The sequence below is a fragment of the Salirhabdus sp. Marseille-P4669 genome, assembly GCF_900240405.1.
In the GTDB taxonomy this organism is placed as follows: Bacteria; Bacillota; Bacilli; order Bacillales; family Alkalibacillaceae; genus OEQK01.
This window is the reverse complement of sequence record NZ_OEQK01000004.1, coordinates 224,885-238,575: the sequence shown is the minus strand read 5'-3', so window position 1 is coordinate 238,575 and position 13,691 is coordinate 224,885. Positions and strand designations below refer to the sequence as shown.

Here is a 13,691-nt window from a genome sequence, read left to right as displayed (position 1 = left end):
TACCAATTGCGCTTCTCAGAACATTCCTCTCCTTTTTAACAAGGTGAAATAAAGCTATTATACTATTTCACCACTGCACTCACCTGTTATTTGTAAAAATACTCATCTACTATATCGGCTTTCCTCAGAATTTATTTAATAAAGAAAGGAATAATTTTGAAATAAATTAGGACTAAGTTCGTAATATGTTTTTATTTGTAAAAATAGCTCGCAATTTAGAGTTCCATAAGCCAAGCTTCACCTTTTTATATACAGGAGGAATTTTCTCACATTGCCATTAGATTTCCACATCAAATGGATAGTTTATACCTCTTTAAACATGTTTTTCATAATCGAAGCATTCCGCTCCTCAAAGGCATCGTTATGAGAGGAAACCATTGCGACCTGATTCGAATTTGGCTCTAAATATCTCTTTACACTATTCACTGCATTTACCGCATCATGAAATGCACCGGCTAATAGATTTATTTTACCCTGATAGGATAGGATATCACCAGCTGCAAAGATTCCTTGCTCTGATGTACAACCAAAGGCATTCCCTTTAAAAAAGTAATCATCCTGTTTATCTAATGCTATGTTTTGGGCCCATTTAAAGGAATCCTCCAAATTGTATCCATGGCTAACAATGACATGGTCAACTTCTTGATCATGTATTTCACCCGTTTTCGTATTTTGTAGGACTACTTTTTTTATCGTTTGATCATCACAATTTTCAATAAATCCTTTAATCGTTGTATTGTACAAAATCGATGCATCGCTTTGTTGTACCTTTACCACGTATGCTTCATGAGCAGATAATTGTTCCTTTCGATAGACAACCATGATTTTTTTTGCAATTGGCAATAACCCTACAGCCCAATCGATTGCTGCATCTCCACCACCAGAGATTAGTACAACTTTATTGGCAAACTGTTTAATAGAAGAAACGGTATAATGGAGGTTTTTTTGTTCATATTTACGAGCTTCCTTCAATTCCAATCGTTTTGGATTAATAATCCCTCCACCACAGGCCATAATTATTGTTTTTGAGTAATGCTTATCCCCTTTACTAGTCGTAATACAAAAATGATTCTCTACTTTTTCTATGAAATCTACTTTCGTATTTGTACAAACGGTAGGGTTGAAGGTCATCCCTTGTTCTACTATTTGTTTGGCAAAGGTTTCCCCAATTACTGGTGGTTGACCACCAACATCCCAAATTAGTTTATCTGGATAAAGAAGCACCTTCCCGCCTAATTTCGGTTGGTATTCGATAATTTTCGTTTTTACGTTACGTAGCCCGCTATAAAAGGCCGAAAATAAACCTGCAGGTCCACCACCAATAATCGTAACATCATAGCATCCCTCCACAACAATCCCCCCATTTTTAAAAAAAGTTATTGACATAAAAATTTCAACTATCTAATATAGGTATTGATAATGATTCTCATTTTCAATGATAATATCATAGTTCATAATTTTTGGAAAGAGAAGATTTACCTTTTTAGGAGAAACTTATAAATAAAGGAGTGCATTAAAATGAAAAAAATAATTGTCTCTATATTTCTATTCGTTGTATTCATTTTCACCGCTTGTAGCAATAATGAAGGATCAACAAAAGAAGAACCTTCAGGAGATACGATTACATACGAATCTGAAACTGGTCCAGTTGAAGTTCCTGCAAACCCTGAACGTGTCGTCGTATTATCATCCTATGCAGGGGATCTAATTAAGTTAGGTGTGAACATTGTCGGTGTCGACTCCTGGTCAGCCATGAACCCGAACTTTGAATCAGAGCTTAAAGATGCAGAGGTTGTAACAAATGAAGATATTGAAAAGATTATCGAATTAAATCCAGATTTAATTATTGGTTTAAACAATATTGAGAATGCAGACACACTACAAAAAATTGCCCCCACTGTTCTGTTCACATACGGGAAAAATAATTACTTACAGCAACACATTGAAATTGGCAAGGTCGTGAACAAAGAAGAAGAAGCAAAAGCATGGGTAGAAGACTTTCAAGCTCGTGCGAAAGCTTTAGGGGAAGAGATAAAGGAAAAAATCGGAGAAGACGCTACAGTAACCGTTATCGAAAACTTTGAAAAACAATTTTATTTATTTGGGGATAACTGGGGCCGTGGAACAGAAATTTTGTATCAAGAAATGGGCTTAAAGATGCCAGATGCAGTTGCTGACGTTGCACTAGAACCAGGATACTTTGCTATATCTCAGGAAGTGTTAGGAGACTATGTTGGTGATTACGTTATTTTAAGTTTAACGGAGGATCAAGACACTTCTTTCCTAGAGGCTGATTGGTATAACGAGATTGAAGCTGTTCAAAATGGAACGGTATTTGAGGCTAATGCAAAAGCCTTCTACTTTAATGATGCATCATCCCTAGAGTACCAACTAGAATTCTTTAAAGAAAAATTTTTGGGGAACAAGTAATAGATAGGATGCGTTTCACATGAATTTTATCCGTTCCATACCTTTTCCAATAAAATTAATTACCGCTGTTGTGTTTCTATTGCTAAGTATGTCCTTTGCGATTCGTTTTGGAGCTGCTTCCACTTCCGTACAAGATGTGTGGAACGCAATCTGGGCGAAGAATGGTGGGACGTATTACTCGGAGCTTCGAGAAATACGTTTTCCCCGTGTCCTTGCAGCTTTTTTTGTTGGAAGTGCTCTAGCAGTAGCTGGTGCCATTATGCAAGGGATAACCCGAAATCCACTAGCAGACCCGGGGTTGTTAGGAATAACAGCAGGGGCTAATGCTGCCCTTGCCATTACGTTAGCTCTGCTACCTTCTTCCAGCTATCTGCAATTAATTATTGCCTGTTTCATTGGAGCAGGGATAGGAATGGCTATTGTGTTTCTCATAAGTACGGCGACGCAAGGTGGTCTATCTCCACTTAAGCTTGTATTAGCAGGAGCTGCTGTAACCGCCTTTTTACAAGCACTAGCTGATGGAATTGGTATCTTATTTCACATTTCTAAGGATGTATCCATGTGGACATCTGGAGGATTGATTGGTACAACTTGGTCCTCCTTATTTGTTGTACCCTTTATCCTAATTGGATTAACCACTAGTCTTTTTTTAAGTGGAAAATTAACCGTTTTAAGCTTAAATGAGGATGTTGCAGTTGGACTCGGTCAAAAAACGAGTTTGTTAAAAATCATATTAATGGTTCTCGTCGTCATCCTAGCTGGCTCTAGTGTAGCGCTAGTTGGAAATCTAGCATTTTTAGGTTTAATGATTCCGCATATGGTGCGAGCGTTAGTAGGTTCAGACTATCGTTTTATATTACCGATGAGTATCGTAATTGGCGGATTGTTCATGGTTTGCGCAGACCTCATTGGTCGGACTATTTATGCACCATTTGAGACTCCAGTGGTTGCATTAATATCGTTAATTGGATTGCCGTTCTTCTTAATTTTAGTTCGAAAAGGAGGACGACAATTTGAGTAAACATAAATGGATGATCATCTCCATTCTACTCTTTCTCGTTGTATTGACGTTTAGTATATCTGTTGGTAACTCATCCGTATCTATCGGACGCATTGTACCAACTTTGCTTGGGCAAGGCACCTTTAAAGAAGAATTTGTCCTATTTACTGTTCGCTTACCACGTGTTCTTGTCCTAGCGTTCTCTGGAATGGCTCTAGCTATTGCAGGGTCTCTTTTACAAACAATTACACGAAACGACCTAGCTGACCCAGGGATTATCGGAATAAATGCAGGTGCTGGTGTTGGTATTACGGTTTTTTACTTATTTGTAAAAACAGAAATCCAGCATTATGCCTACGTATTACCTTTGATCGCCTTTATTAGTGCTATGCTAACAGCCGTGTGCATTTATTTTTTTTCTTATCAAAAAGGAAAAGGGATTGTACCAGTGAAGCTTGTATTAATCGGCGTCGGATTCGCTTCTGCTTTATCCGGTCTTATGATGATTTTAGTATCCTCTGCGGAGCGCCATGAAGTAGAGTTTATCTCTCAATGGCTTGCTGGAAATATTTGGGGTACAGATTGGCCGTTTGTATACGCGATCCTCCCATGGCTTATTCTATCTTTACCAATGCTTTACTTTAAAACAAATACATTAGATATTATTGCAATGAGTGAACCTGTTGCTCGTGGGCTAGGAGTTCAAATTAATCGAGACAGGCTACTATTTATTTTTATCGCTGTTGCACTAGCTGCTGCTGCCGTTTCCATTACTGGCGGTATTAGCTTTATTGGATTAATGGCACCCCACATCGCGAAAGGGTTAGTTGGTCCAATCCATAAACACTTTTTACCACTAGCACTACTTGTTGGCGCTACTTTATTAATACTAGCAGACACAATCGGAAGAATACTGTTGGAATCTAGTACGATACCAGCTGGAATAGTAGCTGCTTTTATCGGTGCACCATACTTTATCTATTTATTAATTAAAAAGTAATTCGAAAAAATAATGAGCTGACATATGCCTGACACATTCCAACGTTAAGATAAGGTTGTACGGAGAAAAGATAGAGGAAAGGACGGTGAACATAAGCTTATTTATAGAATCTACGTATTCGTTACAATTTGATTGAAAACCCCTCAGTCAAAAGGAAACGAGTTAAAAAGTCCTAGTAAAAAATGAACATGTTAATCGGAACTGTACACAAAAATAACATAAAGATACGTTTACTAACCTTAACCAATAAAGAATATCTAATACTACCTCCCCTTTAGAACATAGAAAACCAGCTATTCATCCTTAGAAAGATGAATAGCTGGTTCTTTTATTATGCCTCGTTATCTTCTTCGTCTTCTTCTAATATGGCGTCAAATGCTTCTGATACCTTATCAAATTCTTCATCTGATTCAATAGCAGAAAGATCGCCATCTTCATCTACCTTTAAGAAAAAGATGTCAATTTCATCTTGATTTTCCTCTTCCAAATCTTCTAAAAAGCTAACCGCAATATAATCTGTTCCTTGTAATGTAACTTTCGCTAATACTTCGACTTGTTGTTCTTCCTCTGCTTCATCACTTATGGTGAAGATTTCCCCAACTTTTATTTCATCCATAGCAAGACCTCCTTATGTAACCTCATTTTTATCTTTCCATTTGGAACTGAAATCATACCATGAGAATCCACAAATATCCAATAGTTCAGGAAATTTTTTTATAAATACTTCCTAAATATAAAGATAGAAAGGTACACAAAAACAAAACCGCTGAATCAGGTTAGAGTAACGAGATTCTATGCGGTTTCCTAAACATTTATTGACTTTATTCTTTTTTAATAATATGGGAAAAATGGGTATCCATATCCTCCATAATATGGATATGGGTATCCATACCCATATGGCGGGTATAATGCACTTCCTAATAGACCACCTAATACACCACCAACAAACGGTGCACCAAAACCATATCCACCATAGAAAGGTCTTCCAAATCCAAATGGTCTACCATATCCAAACGGTCTTCTTATAATCCTTTCGTCCACTGTATCCGGTAAATGAAATGTTACATTCTCTTTATTCATGTTATGTTTCCCCTCCATACTAATTGGATTTCTTCCTACATTAATAAACGTATGCCCTTAATGAAAATGTGGATAGGTAGGTACCTAATTTTAGGAAATTTTTTTATCTAGTAAACTTTATCTATTGAATCCAAAATAGTAGGCAATCTGATTATTCAAGCTTTAGACAAGCTCAACATTGTAGATCACTTAGTAATATATAGCAATTGGAAAGGAGGGATTTTATGGGATTTGGACCTTGGTATGGGTACCCACGTAGAAGACCTCGATATCATAGACCATGGTTTCATCATGGATACTATCATCACCGGAGACCTTGGCATCATTGGTGGTATTGGTAGGCACAGAAAAAAAGAGCGTAAAACAAAATTGTTTACGCTCTTTCGTGTTATTTTATGCACTTTCTTGCTGGGCTTCCGCTTCTTCAGATACCCCTTCTGTACGATCAACAATTACCGCACAAACAGCATCTCCGGTAATATTGGTTGCTGTTCTACACATATCCAACAAGCGGTCCACACCAAGTATTAACGCAATTGCTTCAACAGGTAAGCCAACTGATGTTAATACCATGGATAACATAATCAATCCGACACCTGGAACACCAGCAGTTCCAATACTAGCAAGCGTTGCGGTGAGAAGTACGGTTAACATTTGACCTATCGTTAAGTCCACTCCTGCTACCTGTGCAATAAAGACTGTCGCAACCCCTTGCATAATAGCTGTTCCATCCATGTTTATCGTTGCCCCTAAAGGCTGGACAAAGCCACTAACAGGTTTAGAAACACCTAAATTATCTTGCGCAGCTCTCATAGACACAGGTAATGTTGCACTACTACTAGATGTACTAAAGGCAACAATCATGGCTGGGGAGAATCCTTTTAAAAATTTAATCGGACTCATTTTCCCTAACGTTGTTAAAGCAGAGCCATACACTACTATAACTTGGAGTAATAAAACAAATAGCACAACGAGCATATATTTTAGCATTGCTGAAAACGCATCATACCCTTGACTCCCAACAGCTGTTGCAATCAATCCAAACGCCCCATATGGAGCAATTTTCATAATAAAATTCACAAGGAACATTAATACTTCATTTGCCTGTTCTACAAGTCGTGTTAACCCCTGAACTTTACTGCCTAGTCGTGCGAGTGCGAACCCAATTAGAATGGAAAAGAAAATGATTTGAAGCATATTTCCTTGCACCATCGAATCAATAGCATTTGTAGGAATAATATTTAGAAGTGTGTCCATAACAGGCGGGGCTTCAGTACCTTCATATTCAGCTCCAGCTAATGAGTAATTACCTGACCCTGGTTGGACAATTAACGAGGTACCCATGGCAATAATAATAGCAAATGCAGTTGTAGCAAGAAAAAATGATATCGTTTTCAATCCCATGCGCCCTAATTTTTTAGGATCGCTAATCCCTGCAGTTCCTAAAATAAGTGAAACAAGAACAATTGGTACAACAAGCATTTTAATTAAATTTAAAAAGATTGTACCTAAAGGAACAAATAAGTAAGAATTTACCTCATCAAAGAAATCAGGCAATGCAAGATTAAAGAACAAACCTACAAGAATACCTAATCCCATACCAAGAAGTATTTTTTTCGTTAAAGACATTGTATCCCTCCTTTTGTAAAATAAACTGATAATTATAAATATTCGGTTAAATATAGGTTCATTCCTGCTAGTTTTCAAAGAAATTTTTCATTATTTTCCAAAAGGAAGAGATATTATCCCAAAATGAGCATTACGTATTTTCAGCATCCATTTCTACTTGCTTCATATAATATTCCATCGCTTCATTTAGCCATTTTTCCTCTTCTTCTGTAAAAGGAGAAGGTGCCATTTCCTCTAATTCTTGTATATCCATCTCTTCTATATCCATATTTCCTAGCTCTTGCATTAGATCTTCCCCTAAAAATGCAAATGACTCCTCAAGATATGTTGCAACTAATTGTTGTACTTCCGGATCATCGACAGGACGACCATATAGTTTCTTTAATTGCTTCGACATTTGAATAAAAGATTGATCGAGAGCAATTATATCTTCCTCTGATTTAGTAGCTAATTCATCTGCTACCTTTGTCAGATTGTGCTTTTCCATCCATTCTTGTTGTATATCTTGTGTCTGTAAACCATTAATGACACTAATCAATACATTACTATCCACCTCCCCTTCTTGTTCTAGTATTCTTGTAACTCGTTTTATTGCAGTAATGGATTCTTCGATTTTTACCTTTTCTTCTTCTAGCATTTTCATATGTAGATTCAACGTTTCATTTAAATCCACAGTGAAATTCGATTCCAATAGTAGACTTTTCATTTTGTCGAGTTGATAGCCTAAAAATTTAAGCGTTATTATTTTTTGAAGTGTTAGGATATCTTGATGTGAATAAATACGGTGGCCAGACTTGGGGTCTTTCTCAGGTTGCAGGAGACCAATTTCATCATAATAATGTAATGTTCGAATCGAAGTGCCTGTCATATTAGAAAATTCACCAATCGTATACTTGTTTTTCCCTTTCATCATAAACCCTCCCTAAAAGTATAAATTTATTATAAAGCCTCACGTAACTGTAGGTACAAGGAGGAAATAATAACTTTTTTTCGAATTATTACCTAAAAGGAGTGAGGATAATGAATAAACACATAAAGCTGATCCATTCGAAGGAATTAGCTTCCGTAGACTATGCATATGCTTCACAAGTACCAAGAGACTCTGAAATACTATTTCTAGCAGGAGCCTGTCCACTTGATCCAAACGGAAAAGTTCCAGCAATTTCTAATGTAGAAGAACAAGCAAAACTATGTGTAGAAAACATGAAAATGGCGTTAAAAGAATGCGGCGCTACCATAACGGACGTTGCATATACAAGAGTTTTAGTAGCCTCGACGAATCGTGCTCACTTAGTAGCAGCATGGGATGCGGTTCGAGAAGAATTTGGTGATCATGATGTCCCAAGTACATTGTCAGGTGTTACGGTGTTAGGTTATCCAAATCAATTGGTTGAGGTTGAGGCAGTAGCGGCTGTGAGGGAGAAGTAAATCATCCCTGTTTCGGAAAGTTATATCTTGATTGTAATGGAATTCATTATTGGTTTCTTCCAGTATGTCGTTCATTACCCCTTTTGAAGAAATAAGACTGCTTCAAAAAAACAAAACGCCAAAACCATTTAAACAATAATGATTTCAGCGCATCTGTCCTAGTGATTCCGATTGGGTTCGAACCAACGACCTCCACCCTGTCAAGGTGGCGCTCTCCCAGCTGAGCTACGGAATCGTTGAATTATATTATTCTTAGTATTAAAATACAGCTTTTCTTAATAATAGTCAATATAAAGAAAGCTAGAGAAGTAAGATTCCTATCTTACTTCTCTATCAATTTGTTAATAACGATAGGTCCCGCTTTTTTTAATGAATGAAGATCAAAAAGGCGAACTATATGCACTGTTAGAATACCCTTGGGATAGCTCTTTGGGACAACCTGGATTATGGGAGACGGTGAATGCCCATAGAAAAGACATTTTTACCGAACATAAATTATGGATGGATCTAAAAGAAAATCAAATTAAGCAATTCACGCAGTGCACAGATTTTGAAGTTAAGAAGCCATGGTTACTTCATGGAAAATGGGTAAAATAAGGTAAACCTATAGCCCCAGTAATTATTATTCTTATATTACGGGGGCTTTTTATTTATTAAATACTATTAAATTTAAAACACTCGTCTGATTCAGGTATTTACTCGCCTAAGTGCATTTTTTGTTCGTCTAAATGAGGACTTTATTCGTCTAAATAACATATACGCGTCTAAAGCCCATTTTTATTTGTCTTTTTACTCAAAATACCCGCCAACTTATAAAAATACTCGTCCATGAAAAATTTACTCGTCTATTTGACAAAAATACTCGCCGCTTGAACAAGTGTATTTGTCGATTCAATAAGTTACTCGCCTAAATTAATTGGTCTATAAAAATACTCGTCTATAATTAACATATATTCTTCTATCTTGGCTACTTACTCGTCGAAATTGCCACTTTACTCGCGGCACGGTGAGCAGAACTACTTATTCTTATTCAACACATCAAATGCTACTGCCGCAAGTAAAACCAAACCTTTAATTGCTTGTTGCCAATCGATTCCTATTCCCATTAAGGACATACCGTTATTTAAGACACCCATTACTAACGCACCGATAACTGCTCCAAATACAGTACCGACACCACCAGTGAAGGATGCTCCTCCGATTACAGCGGCTGCGATGGCATCTAACTCAAATAAGTTTCCTGCTTGTGGGGTTGCAGCATTCAAGCGTCCGGCAAAGATCAAACCACTTAACGCAGCCAACGCTCCCATGTTGACAAATACCCAGAACTTCATTTTTTTCGTTTTTACACCAGAGAGCTTAGCAGCGTTCTCGTTGCCACCAACGGAATAAATGTGTCTCCCGACTACCGTCTTATTCATCACAAATGTGTATCCGATAATTAAAACGAGTAAAATCAATAACACGATTGGTAAACCTGCATAAAGTGCAAGTACATATGTAAACACATTAATTAATACGACTACGAAAAATAATTTTAGGACAAAGAGCGGAAAAGAGATTGTTGAGAAATTATACTTTACATCCGTTCTTCGCATTTTTAGTTCCGCTAAAATATAAATTAGGGAGAATACTCCACCAACGATTAGGGATGTTAAATGAAGGTCTGCACCATTTAGAGGATCTGGTAAGAAGGCAGAGCTCATGCTTCTAAATCCATCCGGGAACGGAGCTATCGTTTGTCCCTGTAAAACGATTAAAGTCAAGCCACGGAAAACCAACATCCCAGCAAGGGTAACGATAAATGCTGGAATGTTCACATAGGCTACCCAAAATCCTTGCCATGCTCCAATAAGTGCACCTATACCTAGACATAATACAATCGCTAATAGTACAGGCAAGTCCCAATTTACTAACAAGACTCCAGCAACAGCACCGATAAAGGCTGCAATGGAACCTACAGATAAGTCTATTTCACCAGTAATAATAACAAGCATCATACCAATTGCTAGAATAATAATGTAACTATTTTGCATGATGATGTTTGTCACGTTTAATGGTGTTAATAATATGCCATTTGTTAAAATCTGAAATAGAATAACAATACCAGCTAAAGCAATAATCATACCAAAGCGTCTAATATTATTTGAAATAATTTCTTTCAGTCCACTCATTTTTACGACCTCCAACTCTGAGTCATATGTGTCATTAACGTTTCTTGGTTTGCCTCATCCTTCTGAATTTCACCAGTAATTCTACCTTCCGAAAGCGTATAGATTCGATCACACATACCTATTAATTCCGGAAGCTCCGATGAAATCATAATAATACTCTTCCCTTTTTCCGCAAGTTCGTTAATAATCTTATAGATTTCAAACTTTGCCCCTACATCGATTCCACGAGTTGGTTCATCGAGAATAAGAATATCTGGTTCCGCAAAAATCCACTTTCCAAGAACGACCTTTTGTTGATTACCACCACTAAGGTTAACGGTTTGCTGCTCCACACTTGGTGTTTTAATATTCATTTGTTCCTTTAAAGCCTCTGAAATGTTCGCTTCTTTACTTGCATTCAATACATTTCGATTCGATATTTTTTTCAAATTCGCTAGCGTCAGATTCTTTTTCACACTATCTATTAAAATTAACCCATATTCTTTTCGATTCTCAGAAACGTAAGCAATCCCATTTTTAATGGCGTCGTTTACGTTTTTAAAGACAATTTCTTTCCCATTTTTAAATAGCTGACCAGTTATTTTCTTACCATAAGACCTACCAAACACACTCATCGCCAACTCTGTTCGTCCCGCTCCCATTAAGCCAGCGATACCAATGATTTCGCCTTCTTTCACATTCAGGTTGATGTTATGTAATATTTGACGTTCTTTATCTAATGGATGATAAACATTCCAGTCCTTGACTTCAAACACAACATTTTCTTTTATGTTTGGATATCGCTCTGGAAATAAATTCGTTAAATCTCTTCCTACCATATCTTTTATAATTTGTGCTTCTGACACTTTATTTTCCTTTAAAGGATACGTTGCGATTGTCTGTCCATCACGCAACACCGTAATGGTATCGGAAACCTTAAACAGCTCCTTCAATTTATGAGAAATAAGGATCGCTGTCATCCCTTGTTTTTTGAACTCTAATAACAAATTAAGTAAGTTTTCACTGTCGTCTTCGTTAAGTGCAGCAGTTGGCTCATCTAAAATTAACAATTTTACCTGCTTCGATAATGCCTTCGCAATTTCTACTAATTGCTGCTGACCGACACCGATATTTTTTACCGTTTCTTGTGGATCCACATGTAGTCCAACCTTTTTTAGCAGTTCTCTCGTTTCCACAATTGTTTCGTTCCAATTAATAATGCCTTTTTTCGCTCGTTCATTTCCTAAAAAGATATTTTCTGCAATGGATAGTTCCGGTATAAGAGCTAGCTCTTGGTGAATAATAACAATTCTTTTGTTTTCACTATCATTTATTGTTTTAAATTCACAAATGTCTCCTTCATATAAAATTTTCCCATCATATGTTCCAAAAGGATGAACACCACTTAATACTTTCATTAAAGTAGACTTACCAGCACCATTTTCACCAATAAGCGCATGGATTTCTCCTTGTCGCACCTTCAGATTTACATCATTTAATGCCTTCACTCCAGGAAATGTCTTCGTAATATTGTCCATCTCCAAAATCGTCTTCGTCATCACTTCACACCTCCCGAAAATAGAGATAGATGATTTAGCAACAATCAATCATGCTGCTAAATCATCTTAGCTTTTTTATTACTGTAGTTCTTCTTCTGTGTAATACCCTGTATCCACTAATACCTCTTTATAGTTGTCAATATCCACTGAAACCGGTTCCAATAGATAAGATGGAACAACTTTCTTTCCATTGTCATAAGTAGAAGTATCATTAACTTCTGGCTCTTCATCTTTTAGGATAGAATCTGCCATCTCAACGGCTTTCTTTGCTAGTTCTCTCGTATCTTTAAAAATCGTTTGTGTTTGCTCACCAGCAATAATGGATTTGATGGAAGCAAGCTCAGCATCTTGACCTGTTACAATTGGCATCGGGTTAGAATCCGATCCGTATCCAACTGCCTTAAGAGATGAGATTACCCCTCTACTAATACCATCAAATGGTGAATATACAACATCTACTCTTTCGCTAGAATAGTGTGCACTTAATAAGTTATCCATCCGCTCTTGCGCTTTAGCGCCATCCCATCTTAATGTAGCACCTTGATCAAATTCTGTTTGACCACTTTGAACAACTAGATCTCCACTGTCGATATAAGGCTGTATTACAGACATTGCCCCATCCCAGAAGAAGTATGCGTTGTTATCATCTGGTGAACCTGCGAATAATTCGATATTAAATGGTCCTTCGCCATTTTCTAAACCAAGTTTATCTATTATGTATTGTCCTTGTAGTACACCTACCTGGAAATTATCAAATGTTGCATAATAACTTACGTGATCACTATTCATGATTAAGCGGTCGTAAGCGATTACAGGAATATCCTGATTCTTTGCTTGCTCTAATACATCTGTTAATGCTTCCCCATCAATTGAAGCGATAACTAGAATATCTGCACCTTTTGTGATCATGTTTTCAATTTGCGATAATTGGTTTTCTACAACATCTTCTGCATATTGTAGATCTACTTTATAACCTAGCTTTTCAAACTCTTTCTTCATATTCTCTCCATCTTTAACCCATCTTTCTGAGGACTTCGTAGGCATCGCAATACCAACTGTTTTCTCGTCCCCATCGCCACCTGCACTATTACTACAAGCTGCTATAAATGTCAGAAGCAAAATAAGTAAAACACTAAACGCTTTCTTCATTCCTTCTCCCCCTTATTTTTTATGAAATGAGTAGTTTGGATTAGTTACACGGAAGATTGTTCTATGGATAGCGCTTTCATAATTGGATAGAATAATAGATTTCATACATATGTACTCGTAACTAACCACTTAAATTTGTTCGTACAATAAAGCCATAAAGCAAACTTATCTTGTACGTACATTTATTATAAAATAAAACATTATGCATGGCAATATAGAATTTTTGTAATTGTAAAAATTTATTATAAAATAAGCCATCTCTT

Annotated in this window: 13 protein-coding genes and 1 tRNA gene; 5 read left to right on the top strand and 9 right to left on the bottom strand. The window is 36.8% G+C overall.

Features of this window, described 5'->3' with window-relative positions:
* Window positions 1-303 precede the first annotated feature (303 nt).
* Window positions 304-1,350, bottom strand: coding sequence for an NAD(P)/FAD-dependent oxidoreductase (locus tag C1A05_RS10165; protein ID WP_200816486.1), 1,047 nt, complete (start codon window positions 1,348-1,350; stop codon window positions 304-306).
* A 168-nt stretch (window positions 1,351-1,518) separates the two neighbouring features.
* Here C1A05_RS10165 and C1A05_RS10160 point away from each other — a divergent pair, with 168 nt between their 5' ends.
* Genes C1A05_RS10160 through C1A05_RS10150 form a run of 3 tightly spaced genes read left to right on the top strand, consistent with a single transcriptional unit; the run spans window position 1,519 to window position 4,430 of the window.
* Window positions 1,519-2,430, top strand: a complete 912-nt coding sequence (locus C1A05_RS10160; RefSeq protein WP_102028110.1) for an iron-hydroxamate ABC transporter substrate-binding protein — start codon at window positions 1,519-1,521, stop codon at window positions 2,428-2,430.
* A 19-nt stretch (window positions 2,431-2,449) separates the two neighbouring features.
* On the top strand, window positions 2,450-3,451 hold the full coding sequence (locus C1A05_RS10155) for a FecCD family ABC transporter permease (RefSeq protein WP_102028109.1): 1,002 nt from the start codon (window positions 2,450-2,452) through the stop codon (window positions 3,449-3,451).
* Between the two features lie 10 nt (window positions 3,452-3,461).
* The gene (locus tag C1A05_RS10150; protein WP_102028182.1) at window positions 3,462-4,430 is read left to right on the top strand and encodes a FecCD family ABC transporter permease; all 969 of its coding nucleotides are present in this window, start codon (window positions 3,462-3,464) and stop codon (window positions 4,428-4,430) included.
* Between the two features lie 331 nt (window positions 4,431-4,761).
* Here C1A05_RS10150 and C1A05_RS10145 read toward each other — a convergent pair whose 3' ends face one another.
* From C1A05_RS10145 to C1A05_RS10130, 4 genes are all read right to left on the bottom strand, one after another.
* Entirely contained in the window at window positions 4,762-5,046 is a 285-nt protein-coding gene (locus C1A05_RS10145) for a DUF1292 domain-containing protein (RefSeq protein WP_102028108.1), read from the bottom strand.
* A 215-nt stretch (window positions 5,047-5,261) separates the two neighbouring features.
* Entirely contained in the window at window positions 5,262-5,510 is a 249-nt protein-coding gene (locus C1A05_RS10140) for a hypothetical protein (RefSeq protein WP_102028107.1), read from the bottom strand.
* Between the two features lie 393 nt (window positions 5,511-5,903).
* Window positions 5,904-7,139, bottom strand: coding sequence for a dicarboxylate/amino acid:cation symporter (locus C1A05_RS10135; RefSeq protein WP_102028106.1), 1,236 nt, complete (start codon window positions 7,137-7,139; stop codon window positions 5,904-5,906).
* 130 nt (window positions 7,140-7,269) lie between these two features.
* On the bottom strand, window positions 7,270-8,049 hold the full coding sequence (locus C1A05_RS10130; protein WP_102028105.1) for a MerR family transcriptional regulator: 780 nt from the start codon (window positions 8,047-8,049) through the stop codon (window positions 7,270-7,272).
* Between the two features lie 110 nt (window positions 8,050-8,159).
* On the opposite strand from C1A05_RS10130, the gene C1A05_RS10125 reads away from it, so the two are divergent.
* Entirely contained in the window at window positions 8,160-8,567 is a 408-nt protein-coding gene (locus C1A05_RS10125) for a RidA family protein (protein ID WP_102028104.1), read from the top strand.
* Between the two features lie 162 nt (window positions 8,568-8,729).
* On the opposite strand, the gene C1A05_RS10120 is transcribed toward C1A05_RS10125, so the two are convergent.
* Window positions 8,730-8,802, bottom strand: a tRNA-Val gene (locus C1A05_RS10120).
* A gap of 134 nt (window positions 8,803-8,936) precedes the next feature.
* Between C1A05_RS10120 and C1A05_RS10115 the strand changes: the two genes are divergently transcribed.
* A complete protein-coding gene (locus C1A05_RS10115; protein ID WP_102028103.1) occupies window positions 8,937-9,164 on the top strand; it encodes a hypothetical protein in 228 nt (75 codons plus the stop codon).
* Window positions 9,165-9,583: 419 nt separating this feature from the next.
* Here the strand turns inward: C1A05_RS10115 and mmsB are convergent, their stop codons facing one another.
* The 3 genes from mmsB to chvE all read right to left on the bottom strand — a co-directional run bounded on the left by mmsB (window position 9,584) and on the right by chvE (window position 13,428).
* Complete coding sequence (gene mmsB / locus C1A05_RS10110) at window positions 9,584-10,741, bottom strand: multiple monosaccharide ABC transporter permease (protein ID WP_102028102.1); 1,158 nt, start codon at window positions 10,739-10,741, stop codon at window positions 9,584-9,586.
* A gap of 2 nt (window positions 10,742-10,743) precedes the next feature.
* On the bottom strand, window positions 10,744-12,279 hold the full coding sequence (gene mmsA / locus C1A05_RS10105; protein ID WP_102028101.1) for a multiple monosaccharide ABC transporter ATP-binding protein: 1,536 nt from the start codon (window positions 12,277-12,279) through the stop codon (window positions 10,744-10,746).
* 78 nt (window positions 12,280-12,357) lie between these two features.
* On the bottom strand, window positions 12,358-13,428 hold the full coding sequence (gene chvE / locus C1A05_RS10100) for a multiple monosaccharide ABC transporter substrate-binding protein (RefSeq protein WP_102028100.1): 1,071 nt from the start codon (window positions 13,426-13,428) through the stop codon (window positions 12,358-12,360).
* Between the last annotated feature and the right edge of the window lie 263 nt (window positions 13,429-13,691).